Raw genomic sequence first — 25842 nt, 5'->3', positions numbered from 1 at the left:
GGCGCAACCCCTGCCGCAGGGGCACCAGTTCGGTCTGCAGCACCATGGTCGCCGCCCCGATGGCCGGTGCCGTGGCCGCCGAGGTGGACAGCCGTACGGCGACGGGATGGGTGGCGCGGGAGAAGAAGGAGCGGTCCAGTTCCTCCTGGACGACCGGGAGATACGTGGCACCCGCGATCGCCAGGCTCGGTCCGGTGAGCACCAGCAGTTCGAGGTCCATCACATTGGCCAGAGTGCGGGCCGCCACCGCCAGATAGCGCGCCGACCGCTCCAGCAGCGCCCGGGCCGCCGGCTCACCGCCGCGCGCGGCCCGCGCGACCGCCGCGAACTCCGCGACCACCGACGGCCGGGCGCCCCTGGCGCCGTTCTCGCCGGTCAGCCCGGTGACCCGGGCGAGATGGGTGTCCGCCCGGGCGGCGGCGACGACGGAGGCCGGCCCGGCCATCACCTCCGTGCAGCCGCGCGCCCCGCACCAGCACTCCGGCCCCTCCACATCGAGGCAGATGTGGCCGATCTCGCCGGCGTTGCCGCTGGCGCCGCGGTAGGCGAGGCCGTTGATGAGCAGCCCGGCGCCGATGCCGGTGCCCATGTAGAGGGCGGCGAAGGTGGAGGTGCCGCCGACGACTCCGGACCAGTGTTCGCCGAGCGCCGCCGCGGTGGCGTCGTTGTCGAGGACGACGGGCAGCCCGGTGGCCTTCTCCAGGGCGCGGTCGAGGGGGTAGTCCTCCCAGGGCCGCATGGCGGGCGGGGTGAGCCGCATCCCGCTGGTGGGGGTGAGCGGACCGGGGGAGACGAGGCCGAGGCCCAGCACCCGGTCGCGTTCGACGCCGACGCCGTCGATCAGCGCGTCGACCTCCCGGGCCATCCGTTCGACGACCACAGGCGGGTCCTCGGCGCCGACCCCGGCGCGGGACATGCGGGCGACGACCGAGCCGCCGAGGTTCGTCAGGACGTAGGTGATGCCGGCCTGGTCGAGGTGGACGCCGACCGCGTACCGCGAGGACTGGTTGAGCTGGAGGAGCACCCGCGGCTTGCCCCCGGTGGACTCGGCGCGGCCGGTCTCCACCACCAGCCCGTCGTCGATGAGGCGGCGGACGACGGTGGAGATCGTGGCCCCGGTGAAGCCGGTGGCCCGGACCAGCCCGACCCGGCTGATGGTGCCCGCGGCCCGGATCACGTCGAGTACGGCGGATCTGCTGCTCGTATGGGGTGTGGCCTGCGCCGGTCCGCTGGGTCCGCTCACTGAATCCTCCGCCCGCGCTCGCTGTGCGCGCTCACGATATCGATGCCCTCCACAGCGGATCGCACCGCGCGAGCCTGCTTAGTTTAGCCGCTTGACGAAGTCCCCGCCGGGGAGCGGGAACCGGGGTGGCCGTCGGAGCGGAAGCCGGAGCCCGTCCGCCGCCTCCGGGGTCCGTGCGCGCTGCGGGATCACGGCGTGGCCACGGAGCGGCCGGGTGGCGTGGGAGCCGCCGCATCCCGCGATCGCCGGGGTATTGACTTTCTTTATTCGGCGTCTTAACAATCTCGACACAACGACAGACGCCCCCGACGGGGCGGGCGCACCGGGCCCATCGGCGTGCCGGCCAGCGAGTGAGAGGACCGACTATGTTCCTGCAGGCAAACCGCCGGCGCGCACGCACGGCAGCGGTCGGCGCGGTGGCGGCGGCCGCGCTGCTGGCCGGGTGCTCCGGGGGCGGCGGCTCCGGAGCGTCCGACGAGACGCTGGTCGTCTACACCGGCCAGTCGGGCGACTACCAGGCCAACTTCAACCCGTACTCGCCGTCCCGGCTCGACGGCGACGGCACCATCTTCGAGCCCCTCTTCTTCTACAACCTCACCAAGAACGAGGAGCCGACCCCCCGGCTGGGCACCGAGTACGCCTGGAACGAGGACGGCACCGAGCTGAGCATCACCCTGCGCTCCGACGTGACCTGGGGCGACGGAGAGAAGTTCACGGCCGACGACGTCGTCTTCACGCTCGACATGATCACCAAGCACCCGACCATGAACGGCACCGGGTACAAGGGCAAGGCCACCGCCGTCGACGACACCCACGTCAGGATCACCTTCGACAAGCCCTCCTTCATGGAGGCCCCGCAGGTCCTCGGCCGGGTCTGGATCGTGCCGGAACACATCTGGGGCAAGATCGACGATCCGTCGAAGGACGTCATGAAGAAGCCGGTCGGCACCGGCCCGTTCGCCCTGGACACCTTCAAGGCCCAGGCGTTCACCCTCAAGGCCAACGCCGACTACTGGGGCGGCGAGCCGGACGTCAAGAAGATCCGCTACCTCTCCCTCTCCGGCAACCAGGCGGGCGCCGACGCCCTCGCCGCCGGGAAGATCGACTGGCAGACCGGGCCGGTGCCCGACATGCAGAACGTCGAGAAGAACTACCCCGGCTACAAGGCGATCACGGTCCCGATGAACCAGACCGTGCTGATGACCTGCGCCGCCACGGACAAGGGCTGCAAGGGCCCGCAGACCGACCCGGCCGTCCGCAAGGCGATCCACCACGCCCTGGACCGCACACAGATCAACAAGCTCGCCTTCCAGGGCACCTCCTCGCCCATATCCCCCGGCTTCGCCCTCCCCGAGCGCGACAAGGCCCTCATCTCCGGCGACCTGGAGCAGCAACTCGCGCCGATGGAGCCGGACACCGCCCAGGCGACCGCGGTCCTGGAGGACGCCGGCTACCGGAAGAACGGCGAGGGGATCTACGCCAAGGACGGCAAGCCGGTGGAGCTGACCATCAAGGTGGTCACCGGCTGGACCGACTACATCACCGCGGTCGACACCATGGGCCAGCAGCTCGAGAAGGCCGGCATCAAGGTGACGGCCCAGCAGCTCTCGTGGAACGAGTGGTCGGACGCCCGCGGCCAGGGCGAGTACGAACTGCTGATCGACTCGCTGTACCAGGGTCCGTCGGCCGACCCGTACTACCTCTACAACTACTTCTTCTCCTCCGCGACCACCGCGAAGGTCGGCGAGGCGGCGAATCCCAACTACTCGCGCTGGAGCAGCGAGAAGGTGGACCGGGCGCTCGACGAGCTGAAGGGCATCGACCGCGAGGACACCGCGGAGCGCCAGAAGCGGTTCGACACCATCCAGACGGCCATCGAGAAGGGCATGCCGTACATCCCCGTGCTGACCGGCGGCACCACCAGCGAGTACAACGCCGAGAAGTTCACCGGCTGGCCCACCGAGGACAACATGTACGCCTTCCCGGCGGTGTGGAGCCGTCCCGACCACTCGCAGATCTTCATGAACCTCAAGCCCGCGAAGTAGGAGCTGAGCGGACCGGGTTCGGCGGGATCAGCGAGCGGTTTCGAGGAGGAGCCATGGTGATGGGCGGCAACCGATGAGGTACTACATCCGGAAGCTGGCGTTCTATGTGGTCGCCCTGTGGGCCGCGCTGACGCTGAACTTCTTCATCCCGAGGCTGATGCCGGGCAATCCGGTGGACACCCTGATGGCGAGGCTCGCGCAGCGCGGCGGCTCCGTGGACCCGTCGGTCCGCCGGTCCTATGAGCTCCTCCTCGGCACGAGGACGCAGGAACCCCTGTGGGACCAGTACCTGTCGTATCTGGTCAACCTCTTCCGGGGGGACCTGGGGATCTCGGTCAGCGTCTACCCGACGCCCGCCGCCGAGGTCATCCGGCAGTCACTGCCCTGGACCATCGTCCTCGTGGGGATCGCGACCCTGCTGTCCTTCCTCATCGGCGTCACGCTCGGCATGCTCGTCGGCTGGAAGCGCGGCACCTGGCTGGACTCGCTGGTGCCCGCCACCACCGTTCTCGCGGCGGTGCCGTACTTCTGGCTGGCGCTCATCCTGGTGGCCGTGTTCGGCTCGGCCCTGCGGTGGTTCCCGCTGCTCGGCGGCTACGACGTGATCCTCGACCCGGGCTGGAACCCGGAGTTCATCGGGTCCGCGATCTACCACGGCACGCTCCCGGCGCTGACCATCGTCATCTCCTCGGTCGGCGGCTGGCTGCTGGGGATGCGCAACATGATGGTCTCCACCGTGGACGAGGACTACGTCCTCACCGCCCGCGCCAAGGGCCTGCGCGAGCGCCGCATCATGACCCACTACGCGGCGCGCAACGCGGTCCTGCCGTCGGTCGCCGGCTTCGCGATCTCCCTCGGCTTCGTGGTCGCCGGATCGATCATCACCGAGCAGGTCTTCTCGTACCCGGGCATCGGCGGAAAGCTGCTGCAGGCGGTGCAGAACAACGACTACGCCCTGATGCAGGGGATCTTCCTGGTGATCACGGTGGCGGTGCTGGGCGCCAACCTCGTCGTCGACCTGCTGTACGGACTCATCGACCCCCGCACCCGAGCCGGCGCTTGAGCCGAGGAGCCGACACCGTGACGAATCTCAGCCCGGCCCTCACCGAGACGGCCGAATCCGGCGCGCCGGCCCCGGCGCCCGGCCCCGGCGGCACCGCCCCCTCCACGCGGGCGAGGAGCGGCTGGCACTCCCTGGTGCCGAGGTGGTCGCCCAAGCTCGGCGTCGGCCTCGGCCTGGTGCTCTCCATCGCCCTCTTCGGCCTGATCGGCCCACTCCTGGTGGGCGACCCGGACACCGTCCGCAACTCCGGGATGGCCCCGCCGGGCGACGGCTTCCTCCTCGGCACCACCCAGACCGGCCAGGACGTCTTCGCCCAACTGGCCTACGCCACCCGGGGGTCGCTCCAGATCGGCCTGCTGGTCGGCGTCATGGCGACCCTGCTCTCCGCTTTCTTCGGGATCATCGGCGGCTACATCGGCGGCGCGGTGGACGAGAGCTTCTCGCTGATCTCCAACGTCATGCTCGTCATCCCCGGCCTGCCGCTGGTCATCGTCATCGCCGGCTTCGTCCCGGCGGCGCAGCGCGGCTGGTGGACCATCGCGATCGTCCTGGCGATCACCGGCTGGGCGGCCTCCTCCCGGGTGCTGCGCGCCCAGACCCTCTCCCTGCGCAACCGCGACTACGTCGCCGCGGCGCGGGTGGCGGGGGAGAAGCCCTGGCGGGTGGTCTCCGTGGAGATCCTGCCGAATCTGCTGCCGCTGCTGGCCTCGCAGTTCGTCTTCGCGGTGATCCTGGCCATCCTCAGCGAGGCGGGCCTGTCCTTCCTGGGCCTCGGCGCCTCCAACTCCTCGACGCTCGGCACGATGCTCTACTACGCACAGAACGGCTTCGCGCTGCAGCGGGAGGCCTGGTGGTGGTTCGTACCGCCCGGCCTGATCATCGCGGCCTTCGGCTGCGGGCTCTCGCTGATCAACTTCAGCATCGACGAGATCATCAACCCCAAGCTGCGGAACATCCCCCGGAAGAAGGCCGGCGCGGTACGGAGTACGCGGCGGACACGGCCGTCCGAGACCCCGGTCGTCCCGGCCGGCGCGGACGCTCCCGCGGCCGCCGGGCGGGGCGGGGCCGAGGGCACCGGCCACCGGGACCCCGTCCTCACCGTCCGGAACCTCAACGTCGTCTACGACGTCGAGACCCCCGTCCACGCCGTCAAGGACGTCTCGCTGACCCTGGGCCGCGGCGAGATCCTGGGCCTCGCCGGCGAGTCCGGCTGCGGCAAGACCACCCTGGCCTATGCCGTCAACCGGCTCCATCTGCCGCCCGCCGAGGTCACCTCCGGCTCCGTGGTCTTCCACGACCGCGACGGCGGTGACATCGACGTCCTCGCCCTGGAGCGGGAGGAGTTGCGCACCTTCCGCTGGTCGAAGCTGTCGATGGTGTTCCAGGGCGCGATGAACGCCCTCAACCCCGTCATCTCCGTTCACGCCCAGCTCGACGACGTCCTCACCACGCACCGCCCGGAGATGACGAGGGCCGAGCGCGCCGGGCGGTGCGCGGAGGTGCTCCGCCTCGTCGGGGTCGACCCGCGCCGGCTGGACTCGTATCCGCACGAGCTCTCCGGCGGGATGCGGCAGCGGGTCATGATCGCCATGGCGCTGCTGCTGGACCCGCAAGTGATGATCATGGACGAGCCGACCACCGCGCTCGACGTGGTGGTCCAGCGCGGCATCCTCCGGGAGATCCTGCGGTTCCGCGACGAACTCGGCTTCGCCGTCATCTTCATCACCCACGACCTGCCGCTGCTGCTGGAACTGAGCGACCGCATCGCCGTGATGCGGGAGGGCGAGGTCGTCGAGTACGCGGCCGCCGGGGAGATCAAGGACCACCCGCGCCACCCCTACACCCGCCAGCTCCTCGACTCCTTCCCCAGCCTCACCGGCGAGCGCGGATCGTTCGTCCGCACCGGGGAGTCCAGCGCCCGCGACCACACCGCCGCGGCGCAGACGCCCGCGCCGGAAGCCGCCGGGACGGACCTGGCCGCGGCGGACGTCCCCGCCCCGGCCGGTGACGCCGGACCGCCCGAAGAGCAGCAGCACCCGAACGAGAGGGCCCCCCGATGACCACCCTGGAGGTACGCGATCTGGTCAAGGACTTCTCCGTCCGCTCCGGCTTCCGCCACTCCCGGCTGCGCGCGGTGGACCACGTCTCCTTCACCCTCGTGCCGGGCCGCACCGTCGCGCTCGTCGGGGAGTCCGGATCGGGCAAGTCCACGGTGGCCCGCATGATCGCCCGGCTGGAGAAGCCGACCGCGGGCACGATCGAGGCCGAGGGGCCGGACGGCAGGCGGGTGGGCGACCGCTCGTACCGACACCACGTCCAGATGGTCTTCCAGGACCCCTTCGCCTCGCTGAACCCCTTCCACACCATCGAGCACCATCTCGTCCGCCCGCTGAGGCTGCACGGCCGGGCGAAGGGGAGGGACGAACTCCGGCAGCAGGTCGAACAGTTGCTGGAGCGGGTCAATCTGACGCCGGGGGCGTCCGTCGCCCGGCGCCGTCCGCACGAGCTCTCCGGCGGGCAGCGGCAGCGGGTCGCCATCGCCCGCGCGCTGGCGCCCGGCGCCCAGGTCGTCATCGCCGACGAGCCCGTCTCCATGCTGGACGTCTCCATCCGGCTGGGTGTGCTCAACCTGCTCGCCCGGCTCCAGCGCGAGGACCGGCTGGCCGTCCTCTACATCACCCACGACCTCGCCACCGCACGGCACTTCTCCGACGAGATCCTGGTGATGTACCGGGGCCGGGTCGTGGAACGCGGCGCGGCGGACGACGTCATCCTCCGCTCCCGGCACCCGTACACCCGGCTGCTGGCCTCGGCCGCCCCCGACCCGGAGTCCGGACGCGGCCGTGCCGAACTCCTCGCCGGGACGGGCGTGGAGCCGGCCGGGACCGGGAGCCTGCCCACCACCGACTCCGGCTGCACCTTCCGCGACCGCTGCCCGCAGGTGATGGACATCTGCTCCCGCCCGGTGCCCGACCACACGGCCGGCGACGGCCACATCGCCAAGTGCTGGCTGTACGCGGAGGAGGCGAAGGACGCCCGCCCGGCCGGTCCCTCCGCACGCGGGTGATCGTCCACCGACGGCCGTTCCTCCTCCCTGTGGCCGGAAGACCGGCCGCGGGGAGGAGCCGCCCCCGCGCCGGCTCTCCGTAGCGTCGAGCCACACGACGAACGGCGAGAGGTGAGCATGCCGATGCGCGACGCGGCGGTGACGACGGCGGGCGGGGCCGGCGGAGCGGAGGACGACCTGCCGGACCAGGCGATCCGGGTGCGGGGGCTGCGGAAGTCCTACGGCACGGTCGAGGCGGTGCGCGGGCTGGACCTCACCGTGCGGCGCGGCGAGGTGTTCGCGTTCCTCGGCCCGAACGGGGCCGGCAAGACCACCACGGTGGAGATCCTCGAAGGCCACCGGCACCGCAGCGGCGGCGAGGTGTCCGTCCTCGGCACCGACCCGGCCCGCGCGACGCCCGACTGGCGGGCGCGCGTCGGCCTGGTGCTGCAGACCTCGCGGATGCCTCCCGAACTCACCGTGCGGGAACTGGTCGCCCGTCACGCCGGTTTCTACCCCGCGCCACGCGGCATCGACGAGACGATCGAGCTCATCGGGCTGGCCGGCCAACGCGACTGCCGGGCGGGAAGGCTCTCCGGCGGTCAGCAGCGCCGGCTGGACGTGGCGCTGGCGCTGGTCGGCGACCCCGAACTGGTCTTTCTCGACGAGCCCACCACGGGCTTCGACCCGGCGGCGCGCCGCCAGGCCTGGTCCATGATCGAGGCGGTGCGGGAACTCGGCAAGACCGTCTTCCTGACCACCCACTACCTCGACGAGGCGGAGGCCCTGGCCGACCGTCTCGCGGTGGTCGTCGACGGCCGGGTGGTGGCGCTGGGGACGCCCGCCACGCTCGGCGGCCGGGAGACGATGCCCTGCGAGATCCGCTTCAGCCGCCCGGAGGGGATGCCTCCGGCCCTGCTGGACGGCGCCGCCCCGGCGGGGGCCGGCGAGACGGTGGTCCTGCGCACCCCGGACCCCGTCGGCCGGCTCGGTCCGCTCCTGGACTGGGCCCGCGGCAGCGGCGCCGGTCTGCCGGGGCTGGAGATACGCCGGCCGACGCTCGAGGACATCTATCTGGCCGTCACCGAGGCCGCCCGCACCACCCCTGCGGAGGAGACGCGATGAGCACCCGCACCCCCGCGCTGCTGCTGCTGCGCGAGACCGGCTGCGCGGCCAGGATCGCGGTGCGCAACCCGCAGACCACGTTCCTGGTCGTCGTCCTGCCGCTGCTGTACCTGCTCGTCATCGCCTCGATCTTCGACGGGGAGGAGGTCCATGCCCCCGACCGGTCCCGGCTGCTCGACGTGTCCACCATCATGACCGCCTCCGTCGTGGTGATCGGAGTCGTCTCCGCGACGTTCCAGAACCTGACGATGACCCTCGTCGAGGACCGCGAGTACGGCGTGCTCAAACGCTTGCGCTCCACCCCGGTGCCCGCCCCGGTCTTCCTGGCGGGGCACGTGGTGACGGCCACCGTGATGTCGCTGCTGCTCGCCGCGCTCGTCACCGCCCTGGGCGTGCTCGTCTTCGGCGTGCCGTTCCCGGGGACGCGCATCCTGGCCGGCGCCGTCACCGTGCTGGCCGGAGCGCTCGCCTGCGCTCTCGTCGCCTTCCCTTTCAGCGTTCTGGTCAGAAAGGCCTCCGCGTCCCTCCCCATGGCCTTCGGGGCGGGCCTGACGATGTTCTTCCTCTCCGGGAACTTCTTTCCCGGCAAGGACCTGCCCGTCGCGATGGAGAGGGTGGCGGACCTCCTGCCGGTCCGCCACTTCTTCCTCGCCATGCTGACCGTGTTCGATCCGCACACCACCGGCACCGGATTCGAGGGGGGCCACCTGGCGGTGCTCGGGGTCTGGGCGGTCGCGGGCGCGGTCCTCGCGGTCGTGTTCTTCCGCTGGACACCCACGGGGGACGAGTGACCGCGGTGCGTCACCGGGGCGGTGTGACGCCCGACCGGGCAGCCAGCACCGCCAGCCGGACCCGGTTGGTGGCGCCCGTCTTGGCCATCAGGCTGGAGACATGCGTTTTGACGGTGGTCACCCCGAGGTGCAGCCGCTCGGCGATCTCGCCGTTGGACAGCCCGGCGCCCAGCAGGGAGAGCACCTCCCGCTCCCGCCGCGTGAGATCGGCGGGCGGTCCGGGGCGCCGCTCACCCTCGCCGTTCCTCGCCCGTACGGCCCGGCCGACCAGACGGCGCAGCACGGACGTACTGAACGGGTCGTCCCCTCCCGCGGCGCGCCGGATGCCGTCCAGCAGCTCGGCCGGTGCGGCGTCCTTGACGAGGAAGCCGCACGCACCCGCGGCGAGCGCCGGATAGAGGTGGTCGTCGTCGTCGAAGGTGGTCAGCGCGACGACACGGGTGGCCGGGTGCGCGGCCAGGATCCGGCCGGTCGCGGTGATGCCGTCGACGAGGGGCATGCGCAGGTCCATGAGGATCACATCGGGCCGCAGCTCCCCGGCGAGGTCGATGGCCCGGCGCCCGTCCTCGGCCTCGCCGACGACCAGCACGTCGGGGGCGGCCTCGCAGAGCATCCGCAGCCCGGCACGGACCAGCCGCTGATCGTCCACGAGCAGCACGCGGATCACCGGCGGACTCCCTCCTCGAGGTCCTCGTGTTCCTCGTGGTCCTCGTGGTCTTCGTGCGAGCCTCCGGCCCGCACACCGCCGGGACGAGCGGGGCCGTCGTCCAAAGGCGCCGGATCGGCCGGGAGCACGGCGGTGAGGTACCAGCCGCCGCCGGCCGGTCCCGCCCGCAGCGATCCGCCGAGCAGCCGGACCCGCTCCCGCATGCCGACCAGCCCGAGCCCCGTCCCGGGCGGGGCGGGCACGGTCCGGTCCTCGCCGCGCACCGGGCCGTCGTCCCGGATGTCCAGTCGGACGGCGCCGGCCCCGGTCATCTCCACCGACACCACGGCGTGCGCCGAGGGACCGGCGTGCTGGGCGACATTGGCCAGTCCCTCCTGTACCAGCCGCAGCACGGCGAGCCCGCGCACCGCGTCGAGGCGGCCGGTCTCCGGATCCGTCGACTCCTCGATGTCCAGCCCGGTCCGCCGGCCGTGTTCGACGACCGTGTGCAGGGCGGCCGGCAGCCCGCCGGGGGTCACCGGCGGGGCCTCCCCGCCGTCCCCGGGAACCTGCTCCGGGTCGCGCAGGACGGCCACCAGGCGGCGCAGGTCCGTCAGGGCGGCGGTGCCGGTGGTGTGTAGATCGTCGAGGACGGCGGTCACCCGCTCGTCCGTGACCGGCAGCGTGTGGCGGGCCACCCCGGCCCTCAGCACCATGGAGGAGACATGGTGGGCCACCAGGTCGTGCAGTTCCCGTGCGATCGCGGTGCGCTCGGCCACCCGCGCCGCGCGGACGCGCAGTTCGTGGCTGTGCCGCTCCTCCTCCGCTCGCTTCCGGGCGTGCCGGGCGGACTGGCGGGTGGCACGGACGGCACCGCCCAGCAGCAGCGGGCCGGCCACCGTCACCGCCACCCGGTACAGCAGCGAGGGCAGCTCCGCGGGCATGCCGTCGGCCGTGTGCACGACGTACACCGCGGTCAGGGCGGCGGCACCGATCAGCGCCCTCGGCCAGGGCCGCCGCACCGCCAGCTCCAGCAGCGAGAAGCCGGCGATGTACTTCACCACGGCAGCCGGACCGTGGGCGAAGCTCCCGCCGTACGCGTCCGCGGCGAGCAGCAGGGCCGCCTGGCCCAGCGCGGTGGTGAGCGGCCGGACGGCGCCGAACAGCCCGAGGGCCACCGTGGCGAGGGCGAAGACCCAGTCGGCCGCGGACGGCCCGGGGCCGCCCCGCAGCAGCAGGAGGTAGCCGACCGTGACCAGCAGCAGGATGACAAGGCGGGGTATCACGTGCGGCTTGTCAAGAACGCGTTCGGGCCATGAGGGCGACACGCCTCGATCGTCGCACACCAGTCCGGCACCGGGCGGTGCCGCGGAGTCCGCCTCCGTCGGCCGGAGGCCGGCCCTCTTGGACGGACCGGCCCTCCGGGACGGATCTTGCCGCGGACGGCCGCGGTCAGGTGTGCGCCGGGGCTGCCGGGGGCGCCGAGGGCGCCGGGGGCGCCGAGGGCGTTCCCACCCGTACCGCGCTCAGCAGCACCAGCCGCTCCGGGAACAGCACCGGCGCCTGCAGCCCCGCCGCCGCGAGCACGCGCCCGGGCAGCTCGACACCCTCCGGGGTCCACCACGGCAGTTCGACGCCCCACCGGTGCGCGTTGCCGTCCGGTACGTCACCGGGGGGCAGCGGGCGCACCCGGTAGACGGCGTCCGGGTCAAGTCCGGGCAGCCGTACGGCGCCCGTCGGGTAGTTCGCCGAGGTGGCGGTGGCCACCAGGGCGTAGACGGCCTCGGAGCCGTCCCCGGCGACCACGCCGTGCAGCTCGTGGGAGGGGTCCGGGTGGTCGGCGTGCACGGCGGTGCCCGAGTGCAGCAGCGGGCGCAGCTCCTTGTAGAGCGCGACCCACTCGGCCAGCCGTTCGACGTCCGCCGGCTCCGCCCGCGTCAGGTCCCATTCGATGCCGAAGTGGCCGAAGAGGGCCGTCCCGGCGCGGAAGTCGAGCGGGTGGCGGCGGTCGGTGGTGTGCGCGGTGCCCGAGCCGACATGGGTGCCCATCAGCTCCAGCGGGATCAGCGTGTTGGTCCACCGCTGGATCCGCTGCCGCTCCAGGGCGTCGATGCAGTCCGAGACCCACACCCGGTCGGTGCGCTCCAGGATGCCGAGGTCCACGCGGGCGCCGCCGGAGGAGCAGGACTCGATCTCCACGTGCGGATGGCGGCGGCGCAGCTCGTCGAGGAGCCGGTGGACGGCGAGGGTCTGGCCGTGCACCCCGGCGCGTCCGGTGGGCCGGTGGCCGGCCTCCACCAGATCGCGGTTGTGGTCCCACTTGAGGTAGCCGATGGGGTGGGCGGTCAGCAGCTCGTCCAGCCGCTGAAGGATGTACGCGTACGCCTCGGGCCGGGCCAGGTCCAGCACCTGCTGGGAGCGGGCGACGCCGGGGAGCCGGCCGCCGGTTGCCATGATCCAGCCGGGGTGGGCGCGGGCCAGGTCGGAGTCCTCGTTGATCATCTCCGGCTCCACCCAGAGCCCGAACTCCATGCCGAGGCCGGTCACATGGTCCGTCAGCGGCCCCAGTCCGTCCGGCCAGACCTCGTCGGAGACGTACCAGTCGCCCAGGCCCCGGCGGTCGTCGCGGCGGGAGCCGAACCAGCCGTCGTCGAGGACGAAGCGCTCGGCGCCCACGGCGGCCGCCGCGTCGGCCAGCTCGCGCAGCCGGGTCAGATCGTGATCGAAGTAGACGGCCTCCCAGGTGTTGACCACCACGGGGCGCGGGGCGGAGGGGTGGTGCGCGCGGGCGCGCAGATGGCGGTGGAAGCGGGCGGACAGCTCGTCCAGCCCGGTGCCGTGGGAGCCGTACTGCCACGGACTCGTGTACGACTCCCCCGGGGCGAGCACCACCTCGCCGGGCAGCAGCAGCTCGCCGGAGCCCAGGAGCGACACGGCGTGGAAGGTGCGTTCGGCGAAGGTGCGGTGGTTGCCGGACCAGGCGGTGTGGACGCCCCAGACCTCCCCCGAGCGGTTGCCGAAGCCGGCGCTTCCGGCGACCAGCAGATACGCCGAGTCGTAGCCGGTGCGGCCGGTGCGGTTCTCGCGCATCCGCAGGCCCTGGGTGAAGGCGGTGCGCTGCGGGCTGCGCTCGCGCAGATGGCGGCCGGTGAAGTCGAGCAGTTCGACCGCCTCGGCGGGCACGGGCAGCGTGAGGCTGACGGCGTCGACGGTGTAGGGGGTGGAGCCCTGGTTGGTCACGGTGGCGCGCTGGCGCACCAGCCCCGAGGGGGTCAGCTCGATGGTGAGGTCGAGCCCGAGCCCCGCGGTGCCGTCGGCGGCCCGCACGGTGAGCCGTCCGCCCCCGCCGCCCTCCGGCGCGTCCTCGCCGGGAGTGAGGTCGGCCCGCTCGACCCGGAAGGCGGCGGAGAAGTCCGTACCGCCGCGGTGGCCGGAGAGCCCCGGGGTGCCCAGCCAGCCGGCCGACTGCTCGGGCAGCACGGCGACCTCCACCGGCCCGTCGACGGAGAAGCCGATGGGCTGGCAGCGCCGGGCGAGCCGCAGCGCGTCGAGCTGCGGGCCGGTCGGTTCGCCGAGGCAGGGGCCCCAGTGCAGCACCCGGGGGAGAGTGGAGCCGGAGAGGTCGAGGACGAGGCTCACCCCGGCCGCGCGCAGGTGGGTGAGGCCGGAGCCGGGCTGTCCGTGCTGTTCGGAGGGCGGCGCGGTGGTCATGTGCATCCCTTGCTGTCGGTCGCCGGGGGGACGATCGCAACGCTGTTGACTTACTTAATTCAGTGGCGTAAGAATCCAGGACGGTCCCCGGCCCGCACAAGAGGACGCACCGGCCGAATCCCTTCACCTCCGCGGGCGCCCGCCGCGCCCCGCGGAGCCGACCTTGGAGTGATTGAGGATGATCCGTCAGACCCTGCACGTGGGATGGCAGTTGACGGCGGCCGCCGGGCCGGTGCCCGCGGACGTGGCGGGCCGGACCGTCCCCGCCCGGGTGCCCGGCAGCGCTCATCTCGATCTGCTGGCCGCGGGCCTGATCGCCGACCCCTACCTCGACCGCGCCGAGGAGGAGCTGGTCTGGGCGCACCGCACCGACTGGCGCTACGCGACCACCTTCGAGGCGGAGGCGGCGCGCCCCGGCGAACGCGTCGATCTCGCCTTCGACGGGCTGGACACCATCGCCACCATCGAGCTGAACGGCCGGGTGCTGGGCCGCACCGCCAATATGCACCGCTCCTACCGCTTCGACGTCCGCGAGGCCCTCCGCGAGGGCGCGAACGACCTGGTGGTCACCTTCCGCTCCGCCCTGGAGCACGCCGAGGAGATCGAACAGCGGCTCGGCCGGCGCGACCACGTCTATCCGCACCCCTTCAACATGGTCCGCAAGATGGCCTGCAGCTTCGGCTGGGACTGGGGGCCGGACCTGCAGACCGCGGGCATCTGGAAGCCGGTCCGCCTGGAGCGCTGGACCACCGCCCGCATCCACCGGCTGCGACCGCTGGCCACCACCGGCGCGGACGGCACCGGCCGCGTCGAACTCCACGCGGACATCGAGCACGCCGACCCGGCCGCCCCCCGCGAGCTGCGGCTGACCGCCACCGTCGCCGGCCGCGAGGGTGACGTCACCGTCCCCGCCGGTGAGACCTCCGCGGTGCTCACCCTGGACGTCCCCGGCGTCCGCCTGTGGTGGCCCGCCGGCTACGGCGACCAGCCGCTGTACGAACTGGGCGCCGAGCTCCGCGCGGGCGGCGGCGGCCCGGCCCTCGACTCCGCCGCCCGCCGCGTCGGCTTCCGCACCGTCACCGTCGACACCACCCCCGACGAGACCGGCACCCCCTTCACCCTCACCGTCAACGGCACCCCCGTCTTCGCCAAGGGCGCCAACTGGATCCCCGACGACCACTTCCTCACCCGCGTCACCCGCGAGCGCGTCACCCGCCGCGTCGAACAGGCCCTCGGCGCGCACATGAACCTGCTGCGGGTCTGGGGCGGCGGCATCTACGAGACCGAGGACTTCTACGACGTCTGCGACGAGCGCGGCGTCCTCGTCTGGCAGGACTTCCCCTTCGCCTGCGCCTCCTACCCCGAGGAGGAGCCGCTGTGGAGCGAGGTCGAGGCCGAGGCCCGGGAGAACGTCGCCCGGCTCTCCTCGCACGCCTCGCTCGCCCTCTGGAACGGCGCCAACGAGAACATGTGGGGATACCGCGACTGGGGCTGGCCCGAGCAGCTGCGGGGCCGCACCTGGGGTCTGCGCTACTACACCGAGCTGCTGCCGTCGATCGTCGCCGAGCTCGACCCGACCCGCTTCTACTCGGCCAACAGCCCCTACAACCCCGGCGTCCCGCTCGACGAGGTCCACCCCAACGACGAGAACCACGGCACCCGCCACGAGTGGAGGGTGTGGAACGAACGCGACTACACCACCTACCGCGACCACATCCCCCGCTTCTGTTCCGAGTTCGGCTTCCAGGGGCCTCCCACCTGGGCCACCCTCACCGACTGGGTGCACGACGAGCCCCTGACGCCCACCTCGCCCTCCTTCCTGCTCCACCAGAAGGCCGAGGACGGCAACGGCAAGCTCGACCGCGGCTTCGCCCCGCACCTCCCCGCGCCCGCGACCTTCGAGGACTGGCACTGGACGACCCAGCTCAACCAGGCCCGCGCGGTCGCCTTCGGCGTCGAGCACTTCCGCTCCTGGTGGCCCCGGACCGCCGGCAGTGTCGTCTGGCAGCTCAACGACTGCTGGCCGGTCACCTCCTGGGCCGCCGTCGACGGCGGCGAGCGCCCCAAGCCGCTCTGGTACGCGCTGAAGCACGCCTACGCGCCCCGGCTGCTCACCCTCCAGCCGCGCGACGGGGCCACCGTGCTCGTCGCGGTGAACGACACGGCGGAAGCCTGGACGGGCCCGGTGCGGGCGGAGCGGCAGGCGTTCGACGGCACCGTCCTGGGCACGGCTACCATCGAGCTGGACGTGAAGCCCCGGTCGGCCGTTCCGTACGCCCTCGCCGAGTCCCTGCTCGCGCCCGCCGATCCCGCCCAGGAGGTGCTCGTGCTGACGTGCGACGACGCGCGCGCCGTCCACCTCTTCCGGGAGGACGTCGAACTGGCCTATGAACCGGCGCCGTTGACGGCCAAGGCCGTCGCCGTGACCGGCGGCTACCGGATCGACGTCACCGCCGCCTCCTTCGCGCGCGACGTGGCCGTGCTCGCCGACCGGCTCGCGCCCGACGCCGAGGTGGACGACATGCTGGTGCCGATCCCCGCGGGCGAGACGCACTCCTTCACCGTCCGCACCGCCGCACGGCTGGACCCGGAGCAGCTGACCGGGCCGCTGGTGCTGCGCAGCGCCAACGCCCTCCACGCCCCGGCGGTGTCTTCCTGAGTGGCCGGAGCGGAGCGTGAGCTGACGGGAACGGGTGCGGTCGGGCTGGTGCTCGCCCGCCCCGCCCGGCTGCTCGGCGTCGAACCCTTCTTCATGGAGTTCATCGCGGGCATCGAGGAGAGCCTGGCGGAGCGCGGCATGTCCCTGCTTCTCCACGTCGTCCCCGCCCAGGACGCCGAGCTGGCCGCCTACCGGCGGTGGGCCGAACGGCGGCTGGTGGACGCCGTCGCGGTCGTCAACCTCACCGCCGGCGACCGGCGGCCCGCCTGCTTGCGCGAGCTCGGCCTGCCCGCCGTGCTCGTCGGCACCTGGGAGGAGGACCCGGCCGCGCCCGCCGTCCGCACCGACGACGCCGGGCCCGTACGGGAGGCGCTGGCGCGGCTGCTGGACCTGGGCCACCGGCGCATCGCACGGGTGAGCGGCCCGGCGGAGCTGCTGCACACCCGGGCGCGGACCGCCGCCCTGGAGGACGGCTCCCGCGCGGCCGGCCTGGAACCCCCGGTCATCGCCGAGGGCGACTACTCCGCCGAGGCGGGGGAGCGGCTGACCGCCCGGCTGCTGGGCGCGGAAGCGCCGCCCACCGCGATCCTCTACGACAACGACGTGATGGCGGTCGCCGGGCTGGCCACCGCCAAGGAGCTCGGCTTCGCGGTGCCGGAGCGGCTCTCCCTGATCGCCTGGGACGACTCCACCCTGTGCCGGCTGGCCTCCCCGCCGCTGACCACCATGAGCCTGGACGTGCACCGGTACGGCGTCCTGGTGGCCCGATCCGTACTCGAACTGGTCGACGGACGCCCGGTCGCGGAGCGCTCGCTGCCCACCGCCCGCTATGTGGAGCGCGGCAGCACCGCTCCCTGCGCGGCAGGCGCCGAGGGCGCCGCCGGTGTCGCCGGAGCCGCCGGTACCACCGGCGCCTGAGCCGTCCGGCGGGGCGCGCGGCCGGCGGCGCGCCGCCGTCATCCGCCCGCTGCGCCCCCCTCACCGTACGGACACCGGGCATTGGGCGGTGCCCGGCACAGTCATGGCATGCTCTCGACACCGACCGCTTCGGCGGGCACGTCCTCGTACATCATGGCGATAGCCGACACCGATGAGCTGATCCACGCCGCGCAGCGACTGCGCCACCAGGTCTTCGCGGAGGAGCTGGGCGCCCGGCTGCGCCCGACGGCCGACGGGCGGGACACCGACGCCTTCGACGACGTGATGGACCACCTCGTCGTCACCGACACGGCGACCGGCGAGGCCGTCGGCACCTACCGGCTGCTGCCCCCGGGCCGCAGTGAGCACCTGTACTCCGAAACCGAGTTCGATCTGCGCACCCTGCCCGCCGAGGTGCGCTCCTCCATGGTCGAGGCCGGCCGGGCCTGCGTGCACCCCGCGCACCGCTCGGGCGGCGTCATCAACCTCATGTGGTCGGGGCTCGCCCGCTACGTCCTGCTGTCCGGGCACCGCTATCTCGCCGGCTGCGCCTCGGTGCCGCTGGGCGACGGCGGGCAGGCGGCGGCGAACGCCTGGCTGCTGGGCACCACCCGGCACGCCGCCCCGCCCGCGCTGCGCGTCCAGCCGCTCGACCCGTGGACGCCGCCCCGCCCGGTGGACGCCCGGCCGGACCCGCTCGCCCTGCCCCCGCTGCTCCGCGGCTATCTGCGGGCCGGTGCCTGGATGTGCGGACCGCCGCAGCACGACCGGGTGTTCGGCGACGCCGACTTCTTCGTCCTGCTCGACACCGAACGGATGAACGACCGCTACCGGCGCTTCTTCCTGGGCGACCTCCGGTGAACCCCTGGGCCCCCGGCTCGCCCTGCACCCCGTCCGGCTGCGTCGCGCACACCGCTCCGCCCGTGCGCCCGGCGCCCGCCCTTCGCCGCGCGGCCGCCTTCACCCGGGAACTGGCCGGAGCACTGCGCGACGGCGACGGCATCGCCCGGCCCGAGGTGCTGCGCGGCCGGGCCCGCGCCCTGCTCGACGCCCTCGGCGTGCGGCTGGAGATCCCGGACGGCACCGTCCTGAGCGCACCGGGCGCACGCGGCGCGCGGGGCGAGCCCGCGCCCGGCACCCTCGTCGTCGCCAACCACGTCTCCTGGCTCGACGCGGTCGTCCTGCTGGCCGTCGAACCGGTGACCCTGCTCGCCAAGCGCGAGGTCGGCGACTGGCCGGTGCTCGGACCGATGGTCCGGCGCGCCGGTACGCGCTTCATCGACCGCGGCAGCCTGCGCGGCCTCCCCGGCACCGTGGAGACCCTGGCCGGACTGTTGCGCGCCGGGCGGTCCGTGGCCGTCTTCCCCGAGGGGATCACGCACTGCTCCGCCCCCGGCGGCCGGTTCCGCCCGGCCGCGTTCCAGGCGGCGCTCGACGCCGGGGCGCCCGTGCGGCCCGTCACCCTCGGCTATGAGCAGGCGGGCGTCCCGAGCACCGTGGCGGCGTTCGTCGGCGAGGACGGTTTCGGCGGTTCGCTGGGCCGGGTGCTGACCGCCCGCGCGCTCACCGTCCGGGTCCGCGTCCACCCGCCGCTGCGGACGGCGCCCGGCGCGGAGGGCCGGCGCTCCCTGGCCGCACGCGCACAGGCGCTCGTACGGGGCACGGACCCGGCCGCGCACCCCGCCGCCCGCACCCCTCCGCCCTCTGCCCCGCGGGTCCGCGCCCGGCGGACGGTCCTCCGGGCCGGGCACCCGCGGCCGTCCCCGCCGGCCGGGCGGGGCGGGATCCGGCCCGGACCTGAACCCGTACCCGGACCCGGAACGGCAGATGGGGTGGCGGGCACGGCAGAGGCCCGGACCACTGGTCGGCGAGTGGTCCGGGCCTCTGGAACATCCTCTGATCGGTCCTCCACCGGCGGTGGGACCGGTGCTCCCCGGCCCGCCCCTAACCCGGAGGCGGCCGGTGCCCGCGCGGTCAGGTCCGTGCCTTGGCGCGGTCGAGCGCGGCGACACCGGCGGCGGCCAGCGCGATCTGGATCAGCCACTCGATCCAGTCGGGGCCGTCCGTGTCGGAGACGCCCAGCGCACCCGCGAGAGCCGTGCCGATCAGCGCGGCGACGATACCGACGAGGATCGTCCACAGCACGCCGATCCGCTGCCGGCCGGGGATGACGAGCCGGCCCAGCACACCGATGATGATGCCGATGATGATCGCACTGATGATGCCCGAGATCTCCATGTCTGCCTCTCCGTAATGACTCCGTAGTGATGTGCGTCTGCCCCGACATGTGCGCGTCACTCCGCGCCGCCACGGCCCCGGTCTCCGCGCCCGCCCGGCCCCTTCGTCAACCCACCGCGTACAGCGCCCGTACGGCGTCCACGGTGTCGGCCTCGGACGCCTGTTTGTCCTCGCGGTAGCGGAGCACCCGCGCGAAGCGCAGGGTGATGCCCTCCGGATAGCGGGACGAGCGCTGCACCCCGTCGAACGCGATCTCGACGACCAGCTCCGGCCGGACGACCACCCCCCACGGTTCCCGGGCGGTGGCCAGATCCAGCAGCCGCTCCGTCTGCCAGGCGAGCAGCCGGTCGGTGAGCCCCTTGAACGTCTTGCCGAGCATGGCGAACGAGCCGTCGGGCCGCCGCGCGCCGAGATGGAGGTTGGAGAGCTTGCCGCTGCGCCGCCCGTGGCCCCACTCCGCGGCGAGCACCACCAGGTCGAGGGTGTGCACCGGCTTGACCTTCAGCCAGGAGGAACCGCGCCGCCCCGCGTTGTACACCGAGTCCAGCGCCTTCAGCACGACCCCCTCGTGCCCCCGCTCCAGGGTCTCCGCGGCGAACTCCCGTACCGCACGCCGGGTCTTCTCCGTCTCCGGCGCGGCGGCCTCCAGACGCCGTACGCGCAGGGGCTCCGGCACCACCCGGGCCAGTTCGGCGTGGCGCGCGGAGGCGGGGAGTTCGAGCAGGTCGCGGCCGTTCACCGACAACAGGTCGAAGAAGACGGCGGAGAGCGGCAGCGACAGCCGGGCGGCGGAGACGTCCGCGCGCGAACCGACCCGTCCGGAGACCTCCTGGAAGGGCCGCGGCCGGCCGTCCTCCCGCAGGGCGATCACCTCACCGTCGAGCACGGCGCTGCGGGCCGCCAGTGCCCGGGCCGCCTCGGTCACCTCCGGCAGCCGGTCGGTGATCTCGTCCAGGGTGCGGGTCCAGATCCGTACGGAGTCGCCGTCCCGGTGCACCTGCACCCGGATGCCGTCGAGCTTCTCCTCGACCGCGCACGGGCCCAGCTTGTCCAGCGCCTCGTCCACGCTCTTCGCGGTGTGCGCCAGCATCGGCAGCACCGGCCGGCCGACCCGCAGCCGGAAGTCGGCGAGCGCGGCCGGCCCCCGCTCCAGCAGCACCTCGGCGACTCCGCCGAGCGAACCGCCCAGCATCACGGCGCGGCGCACCTCGGCCGGCTCCGCGCCGGTGGCGGCGGCCAGCCCTTCCACGGCGAGCGCGTCCAGCGCGCCCTGCCGCGGTTCGCCGGAGAGCAGCCCGAGCAGAAACCGCTGCTCTTCCTCGGTCGCCGCCTCCAGCAGCGCGCCCACCAGCCGTTTCCGTTCCGCCAGCGCGCCGGTGCCGGAGACGGCCGCGATGGTGCCGAGCGCGGCGTCGACCTCCAGGACGGACAGCCGCGGCTCGGGCGCCGGCGGCCGGTGCTCCTTGAGGACGCTCCAGCCGACCCCGATCCGCCGCTGGGGCAGCCGGCCCGCCAGATAGGTGATGATCAGAGGAGCCTCGGCGGGCTCGGCGTCCCGGAACAGCCGGGCGAGCAGACGCGTCTTCTCCGAGCGGGCGGAGGTGGCGGCGACGTCTCTGGACGTCTCCGCGAGTTCGGCCAGCAGCATGCCGTCATCCCTACCCCCGCTCCCGCACCGCAGCCCGGGGCACCGGCATTCGGCCGCATACCGGGGATGCCTCTTCTGCTTCTTCCCAGCGGTTCCGCGGGGATGTGACCCCGGGTCCATTGCCCCTTGCCCAGCGCGACGAAGCGCGGCGCAAGGTGCGACGAAAACGGGGGCGGTGTCCACGGAGAAAAGCCTCCGTGCACCCTCTCCGAAGAAACCGGGGAAATTCCCGGCCGGGAACCAACCAGATGAACGTTCTTCACGTCATCCATATCGACCAGGAGACCTGCATTGAGTTGCCGGCCTTCTTCTCCTGCCCCGGGGGAAGGCCCGTGGGGGTGGAGTGACGCATGTCACGGCGTGGAGTAACGGTGCTGACGTGCGCCCCCGGGAAAGCGGCGAGGGCTGGAGCGGTACCCCGCCGCTCCAGGGAAAAGGGGGAATTGCGGACTCCGCGGAAACCGTGCGGAGTGGTTCGCATACCGATGGTGCACGTGCAAAGGCTCATGCATGGGCATGTGAACGCGGTTATGATCCGGGCAGCCCACAACCCCCCACACATACGGCGGGATACCGCCGAGCCATTTCGGGAGAGTCCTGTGCATCACGCGTACAACGGTATGGCCGCCACGGAACTGAGGGAGGTCGTGTGGCAGAAGAGCCGGCACAGCAATTCACAGGGTGCTTGTGTGGAGTTCGCCAAGCTGCCCGGAGGTGACGTCGCGGTGCGCAACTCGCGCCACCCCGACGGGCCCGCGCTGATCTACACGCCGGCCGAGGTCGAGGCGATGCTGCTGGGCATCAAGGACGGGGAGTTCGATCACCTGATCAGGGACTGACCCGCTCCGCGGCAGGCAGGCAGGCAGGCAGGCAGGCCGGGTCGCCGTCCCCGGCCGGTCCCCGGGCCTCACGGACCACCCCGCAGATCCCCCACCTCCCGTACGCCCGGTCGCCGGACGCCCTGCACACTCCCTCATGCCGCGCCCGCCGGCCGGACGCCGGCGCGTACCCGGGCGGGAGCCGGCGGATCACGCGGCCGAGCAGGTCGTCGCCGGCGAGCTCCGCCACGACGCCGAGCACCGCGCCGACCTCCCACCGGCCGGTCGCCGCCATGGCGCCTTCGATCCCGGCGGCGACGCTGTCGACCCCAACCCGACCCAAGATGGGGAAATCCAGCTCAGATCGGCTACTCGGTCGGACTTGCTGCGTCCGGCTCCGGCGCTTCCGCACCGCCCGAGTCGGCCGCCGGACCGAGGGCCAGTGCCAGCTCGCCGTCCTTGACATCGGCGACGACGGTGTCGTCCGGATTGAGCGAGCCGCTGAGCAGCATGTTCGAAAGGCGGTTGTCGAGCTCCGTCTGGATGGTACGGCGCAGCGGCCGGGCCCCGAACTCCGGCTGGTAGCCACGATTGGCCAGCCACTCCTTGGCGGTCTCGGTGACCTCGAGGTTGATCTGCTGGGCGTGGAGCCTGCGCCTGCTGCGTTCCAGCAGAAGGTCGACAATGCGCACCAGGTCCGCCCGGGTCAGGGCGTGGAAGACGATGATCTCGTCGATGCGGTTGAGGAACTCGGGCCGGAAATGCCCCTGGAGTTCGGCCATCAGGTCATCCCTGATGTCGTCGACCTCCCCCCGGTGGTCCAGGATGCGCTGGGAGGCGATGTTGCTGGTCATGATGACCACGGTGTGCCGGAAGTCGATCGTGCGTCCCTGGGCGTCCGTGAGCCGTCCGTCGTCCAGTACCTGCAGCAGCAGGTTGAAGACGTCCGGGTGGGCCTTCTCGACCTCGTCGAACAGCATGACGCTGTACGGCTTGCGGCGCACCGCCTCGGTGAGCTGCCCGGCCTCCTCGTAACCGACGTATCCGGGCGGGGAGCCGACGAGCCGGGAGACGGTGTGCTTCTCCTGGAACTCGCTCATGTCGAAGCGGATCATCCGGTCGGTGTCTCCGAAGAGCAGTTCCGCAAGTGCCTTGGCCAGCTCCGTCTTGCCGACACCCGTGGGTCCGAGGAAGAGGAAGCTGCCGGTTGGCCGGTCGGGGTCTCCCATGCCCGCCCGCCCGCGGCGCACGGCCTGGGAGACGGCAGTGACTGCCTCGTCCTGGCCGACCACGCGTTCGTGCAGGGCCTCTTCGAGCTTCGTGAGCCGCTCGCGCTCGGTCTCGGTGAGCTGGGAGACGGGGATGCCGGTGCGCGCGGAGAGCACATCGGCGATGTCCTCGGGAGTCACGCTGCCGGCCTCTTCCCGCTCCCCGCCGGCGCCGGCGAGTTCCCGCTCCGTCTGCCGGATCTGCCCCTTGAGCTGTGCTGCGCGTTCGTAGTCCTCGGTGCTGACGGCCTCGTCCTTCTCCCTGCGGAGCTTGGTGAGGCGGTCTTCCAGGCTCGCCGTCCCGGCCGGGGCGCCGAGGCCGCGCAGTCCCACCCGGGCTCCTGCCTGGTCCATGAGGTCGATCGCCTTGTCCGGCAGGAAGCGGTCGGTGATGTAGCGATCGGACAGGGCGGCCGCGGCGTCCAGGGACTCGTCCGTGTAACGGACCTGGTGGTGGGCCTCGTAGGAGTCGCGGAGCCCGTGCAGGATCTCGACCGTCTCCTCGACGGTGGGCTCGCGCACCATGACCGGCTGGAAGCGGCGTTCGAGGGCGGCGTCCTTCTCGATGTACCTGCGGTACTCGTCGATGGTGGTGGCGCCGACGACGCTGAGGTCGCCCCGGGCGAGCGCGGGCTTGAGGATGTTTCCGGCGTCCATGGCGCCTTCGGCGCCTCCGCCGGCGCCGACGACCGTGTGCAGCTCGTCGATGAACAGGACGATGCCGCTCTCGGACTCCGTGACCTCGTCGATCACCTTCTTCAGCCGCTCCTCGAACTCTCCCCGGTACTTGGACCCGGCGACCAGGCCGGCCATGTCGAGGCTCACGACGCGGCGGTCGCGCAGAGCCTTCGGGACCTCTCCGGCGACGATCCGCTGCGCCAGCCCTTCGACGATGGCGGTCTTGCCGACGCCGGGATCCCCGGTGAGCACGGGGTTGTTCTTGGTGCGCCGGGAAAGGACCTCCACGGTCTGCTCGATCTCCTCGGCCCGGCCGATCACCGGGTCGAGGCGTCCGCTGCGGGCCTCGTCGGTGAGGTCGCGCCCGTATTCGTCCAAGGTGGGGGTGTCGCTGTGCCCGCCCGACGGCGCCTTCCGGCCGGCTCCGCCGCCGCTCAGCGCGCCGGGGGAGACCCCCTCGGATTCCAGCGTGCGGGCGAGGTCCGAATCGTCCAGCAACGCGGTGAGGATGTGCTCCGGACCGATGTACGAGGCACCGGCCGCCTGGGAGTGGGCGTGGGCGGCAAGCAGGGCGCGCTTCGCCGCCGGGGTGAGCCCGGGGCCGCCGGTTCCGGTGGGAAGGTTCTCCTGCAGGTCCGCAGCCAGCTGGTCCGGATCAGCGCCTGCCTGCTCCAGCACCTGCCGGGCGGTCGGCACCTGCGTGGCGGCCCACAGCAGGTGCACAGTGTCGAGATCGGCCCCGTCCTCGGCCGCCCGGCCGCCTGCCGCCGCCAGCAGCTCGTGAGAGGAATCGCTGAGCAGTCGCCCGATGGGCACGCGCTGTACGGCCGGCGGCGAGGCTCCCGGACTCATGCCGAAGAAACGGTTGAAGAGATCGGAGAACGGGTCGCCGGACCCGAAGGGCGAAGTTGTCACAAGGACCATCCCGTCATGCGGGCGCCACCGCAGCGCGCAGCCTGCCGTAGTCGAAATATCCCTTACGTGGCTACTCTCCGCCGGATTGTCCCGGCGCGCGAACGCGGCAGGTGAGCGACGGGCGTCCTGATGCGGAGCCGCAGATGTCACAGGCGATCGGGCACGAGGCGGCCGTGGCTCCGCGCGATTGGGGAGTCGACCGACACCGGCAGTCGATGTCTCCGGCCGCATCCACCCTCGCCCGTGCGGCCCGGAGTATCCGGGTGAACGTGCCGTCTACGGCTCACCGGCGGAGCAGCGGCTGGGACTCCCGCTCTGCATCGGACAGTTCATGGCGACGTGCCACCCGACCATGATCCATCGGCCGAGATCATGTGACGACAGGCCCCTGGCGCACCCGGAGCGCCGGCAGCCGGAACAGTGCCCAGACGACCTTCCCGCGCAGCGTCCCCGCGAGCGGATGCCAGCCCCAGTTGTCGCTGAAGGCCTCGACGAGATGGAGACCGCGGCCGGACTCCCCGGCGCGCTCGGGGTCCTCCGGCAGATGTCTCCCCGTGACCGGGCTGTCCCGGCTGGGGTCCCGTACGGCGCAGACCAGATGAGTGCTCCAGCGCATCAGATGCAGCCGCACGGCCGGTTCCGCCGTGCGCGTCCCCGCGGCCGGGTCCTGGCGGGCGGCGGTGGACAGGGCGTCCGGCAGGGCGTGCCGCAGCGCGTTGGTGACCAGTTCCGAGACGACCAGCGCGACCGTGTCGAAGTGGTCGTCGAGATCCCACTCCGAGAGCGCGGACCGGGTGAACCGGCGTGCGCCCCCCACCGATTCGTAGTGCGGCGCGAGCGAGCAGGTGGCGCTGCTGGAGACCGCCTCATAGCCGATGGGCGGAAGCTCCCGCCGTAACGGCTCGAGCATGGTCGATCCTTTGGTCCCCATGCGAGGCACTCCTGGCCCAAGTGGAATCGGTCGAGGCAGCCGTGCTGTGGTGCTGGGGACCATCGTTCCCAATGCGTACGTCAGATGCAAGGGCAGATG

17 protein-coding genes and 2 pseudogenes are annotated in these 25842 nt (G+C 72.7%); 11 read left to right on the top strand and 8 right to left on the bottom strand.

Translation table 11 applies throughout. The annotated features are described in order from the left end of the window. Nucleotides 1-46: 46 nt before the first annotated feature. A pseudogene (locus tag E4N63_RS14510) lies at nucleotides 47-1024 on the bottom strand (ROK family protein); the annotation flags it as partial. Between the two features lie 584 nt (nucleotides 1025-1608). Here E4N63_RS14510 and E4N63_RS14505 point away from each other — a divergent pair. The 6 genes from E4N63_RS14505 (at nucleotide 1609) to E4N63_RS14475 (ending at nucleotide 9313) form a co-directional block, all read left to right on the top strand. Then, nucleotides 1609-3288, top strand: a complete 1680-nt coding sequence (locus E4N63_RS14505; protein WP_125622038.1) for an ABC transporter substrate-binding protein — start codon at nucleotides 1609-1611, stop codon at nucleotides 3286-3288. A gap of 73 nt (nucleotides 3289-3361) precedes the next feature. Further along, the gene (locus tag E4N63_RS14500) at nucleotides 3362-4351 is read left to right on the top strand and encodes an ABC transporter permease (protein WP_125622040.1); all 990 of its coding nucleotides are present in this window, start codon (nucleotides 3362-3364) and stop codon (nucleotides 4349-4351) included. A 17-nt stretch (nucleotides 4352-4368) separates the two neighbouring features. Next, nucleotides 4369-6411 (top strand): dipeptide/oligopeptide/nickel ABC transporter permease/ATP-binding protein, encoded by a 2043-nt coding sequence (locus E4N63_RS31495; protein ID WP_374112767.1) that lies wholly within the window; start codon nucleotides 4369-4371, stop codon nucleotides 6409-6411. Continuing rightward, on the top strand, nucleotides 6408-7418 hold the full coding sequence (locus E4N63_RS14485) for an ABC transporter ATP-binding protein (protein ID WP_230240862.1): 1011 nt from the start codon (nucleotides 6408-6410) through the stop codon (nucleotides 7416-7418). Before E4N63_RS31495 ends, E4N63_RS14485 begins: the two co-directional genes overlap by 4 nt. 117 nt (nucleotides 7419-7535) lie before the next feature. Then, nucleotides 7536-8522 carry an ABC transporter ATP-binding protein gene (locus E4N63_RS14480; RefSeq protein WP_228429378.1) on the top strand — a complete coding sequence of 329 codons (987 nt, stop codon included), beginning with the start codon at nucleotides 7536-7538 and terminating at the stop codon, nucleotides 8520-8522. Then, on the top strand, nucleotides 8519-9313 hold the full coding sequence (locus tag E4N63_RS14475; RefSeq protein WP_230240861.1) for an ABC transporter permease: 795 nt from the start codon (nucleotides 8519-8521) through the stop codon (nucleotides 9311-9313). Before E4N63_RS14480 ends, E4N63_RS14475 begins: the two co-directional genes overlap by 4 nt. Before the next feature lie 10 nt (nucleotides 9314-9323). On the opposite strand, the gene E4N63_RS14470 is transcribed toward E4N63_RS14475, so the two are convergent. The 3 genes from E4N63_RS14470 to E4N63_RS14460 all read right to left on the bottom strand — a co-directional run bounded on the left by E4N63_RS14470 (nucleotide 9324) and on the right by E4N63_RS14460 (nucleotide 13670). Next, nucleotides 9324-9980, bottom strand: a complete 657-nt coding sequence (locus E4N63_RS14470; RefSeq protein ID WP_230240860.1) for a response regulator transcription factor — start codon at nucleotides 9978-9980, stop codon at nucleotides 9324-9326. Further along, a complete protein-coding gene (locus tag E4N63_RS14465) occupies nucleotides 9977-11245 on the bottom strand; it encodes a sensor histidine kinase (RefSeq protein ID WP_230240859.1) in 1269 nt (422 codons plus the stop codon). Before E4N63_RS14465 ends, E4N63_RS14470 begins: the two co-directional genes overlap by 4 nt. Nucleotides 11246-11411: 166 nt before the next feature. Continuing rightward, nucleotides 11412-13670 carry an alpha-galactosidase gene (locus E4N63_RS14460; RefSeq protein WP_230240858.1) on the bottom strand — a complete coding sequence of 753 codons (2259 nt, stop codon included), beginning with the start codon at nucleotides 13668-13670 and terminating at the stop codon, nucleotides 11412-11414. Nucleotides 13671-13848: 178 nt separating this feature from the next. Here E4N63_RS14460 and E4N63_RS14455 point away from each other — a divergent pair, with 178 nt between their 5' ends. The 4 genes and pseudogenes from E4N63_RS14455 to E4N63_RS31115 form a co-directional block, all read left to right on the top strand. After that, on the top strand, nucleotides 13849-16329 hold the full coding sequence (locus E4N63_RS14455; RefSeq protein WP_230240857.1) for a glycoside hydrolase family 2 protein: 2481 nt from the start codon (nucleotides 13849-13851) through the stop codon (nucleotides 16327-16329). Continuing rightward, the gene (locus tag E4N63_RS14450; RefSeq protein WP_230240856.1) at nucleotides 16330-17247 is read left to right on the top strand and encodes a LacI family DNA-binding transcriptional regulator; all 918 of its coding nucleotides are present in this window, start codon (nucleotides 16330-16332) and stop codon (nucleotides 17245-17247) included. Between the two features lie 108 nt (nucleotides 17248-17355). Next, nucleotides 17356-18108: a GNAT family N-acetyltransferase gene (locus tag E4N63_RS14445; protein WP_230240855.1), complete on the top strand. Its 753-nt coding sequence runs from the start codon at nucleotides 17356-17358 to the stop codon at nucleotides 18106-18108. Beyond that, a pseudogene (locus E4N63_RS31115) lies at nucleotides 17994-18653 on the top strand (lysophospholipid acyltransferase family protein); the annotation flags it as partial. The gene E4N63_RS14445 and the pseudogene E4N63_RS31115, both read left to right, overlap by 115 nt. Before the next feature lie 568 nt (nucleotides 18654-19221). Here the strand turns inward: E4N63_RS31115 and E4N63_RS14435 are convergent. After that, nucleotides 19222-19485: a GlsB/YeaQ/YmgE family stress response membrane protein gene (locus E4N63_RS14435; protein WP_125622061.1), complete on the bottom strand. Its 264-nt coding sequence runs from the start codon at nucleotides 19483-19485 to the stop codon at nucleotides 19222-19224. A 106-nt stretch (nucleotides 19486-19591) separates the two neighbouring features. After that, complete coding sequence (locus tag E4N63_RS14430) at nucleotides 19592-21133, bottom strand: ATP-dependent DNA ligase (protein WP_230240854.1); 1542 nt, start codon at nucleotides 21131-21133, stop codon at nucleotides 19592-19594. Between the two features lie 599 nt (nucleotides 21134-21732). Here E4N63_RS14430 and E4N63_RS14425 point away from each other — a divergent pair. Continuing rightward, nucleotides 21733-21972 carry a DUF397 domain-containing protein gene (locus E4N63_RS14425; protein WP_030543907.1) on the top strand — a complete coding sequence of 80 codons (240 nt, stop codon included), beginning with the start codon at nucleotides 21733-21735 and terminating at the stop codon, nucleotides 21970-21972. A gap of 347 nt (nucleotides 21973-22319) precedes the next feature. On the opposite strand, the gene E4N63_RS14415 is transcribed toward E4N63_RS14425, so the two are convergent. Beyond that, nucleotides 22320-24821, bottom strand: a complete 2502-nt coding sequence (locus E4N63_RS14415) for an ATP-dependent Clp protease ATP-binding subunit (RefSeq protein WP_230240853.1) — start codon at nucleotides 24819-24821, stop codon at nucleotides 22320-22322. Between the two features lie 361 nt (nucleotides 24822-25182). After that, nucleotides 25183-25743: an ATP-binding protein gene (locus E4N63_RS14410; RefSeq protein WP_078843359.1), complete on the bottom strand. Its 561-nt coding sequence runs from the start codon at nucleotides 25741-25743 to the stop codon at nucleotides 25183-25185. Nucleotides 25744-25842 lie beyond the last annotated feature (99 nt).

This window comes from Streptomyces sp. MNU89 (assembly GCF_020982505.1).
Classification (GTDB): domain Bacteria; phylum Actinomycetota; class Actinomycetes; order Streptomycetales; family Streptomycetaceae; genus Streptomyces; species Streptomyces xinghaiensis.
The sequence above is the reverse complement of the archived record's forward strand: the minus strand, read 5'-3'. Positions and strand labels throughout refer to the sequence as shown.

Bases quoted from the DNA above. Each gene is read 5' to 3' on its own strand.
- E4N63_RS14505 (WP_125622038.1), top strand. From the start codon at position 1,609: ATGTTCCTGCAGGCAAACCGCCGGCGCGCACGCACGGCAGCGGTCGGC.
- E4N63_RS14500 (WP_125622040.1), top strand. From the start codon at position 3,362: ATGAGGTACTACATCCGGAAGCTGGCGTTCTATGTGGTCGCCCTGTGG.
- E4N63_RS14485 (WP_230240862.1), top strand. From the start codon at position 6,408: ATGACCACCCTGGAGGTACGCGATCTGGTCAAGGACTTCTCCGTCCGC.
- E4N63_RS14480 (WP_228429378.1), top strand. From the start codon at position 7,536: ATGCCGATGCGCGACGCGGCGGTGACGACGGCGGGCGGGGCCGGCGGA.
- E4N63_RS14475 (WP_230240861.1), top strand. From the start codon at position 8,519: ATGAGCACCCGCACCCCCGCGCTGCTGCTGCTGCGCGAGACCGGCTGC.
- E4N63_RS14460 (WP_230240858.1), bottom strand. From the start codon at position 13,670: ATGACCACCGCGCCGCCCTCCGAACAGCACGGACAGCCCGGCTCCGGC.
- E4N63_RS14455 (WP_230240857.1), top strand. From the start codon at position 13,849: ATGATCCGTCAGACCCTGCACGTGGGATGGCAGTTGACGGCGGCCGCC.
- E4N63_RS14445 (WP_230240855.1), top strand. From the start codon at position 17,356: ATGCTCTCGACACCGACCGCTTCGGCGGGCACGTCCTCGTACATCATG.
- E4N63_RS14435 (WP_125622061.1), bottom strand. From the start codon at position 19,485: ATGGAGATCTCGGGCATCATCAGTGCGATCATCATCGGCATCATCATC.
- E4N63_RS14430 (WP_230240854.1), bottom strand. From the start codon at position 21,133: ATGCTGCTGGCCGAACTCGCGGAGACGTCCAGAGACGTCGCCGCCACC.
- E4N63_RS14415 (WP_230240853.1), bottom strand. From the start codon at position 24,821: ATGGTCCTTGTGACAACTTCGCCCTTCGGGTCCGGCGACCCGTTCTCC.
- E4N63_RS14410 (WP_078843359.1), bottom strand. From the start codon at position 25,743: ATGGGGACCAAAGGATCGACCATGCTCGAGCCGTTACGGCGGGAGCTT.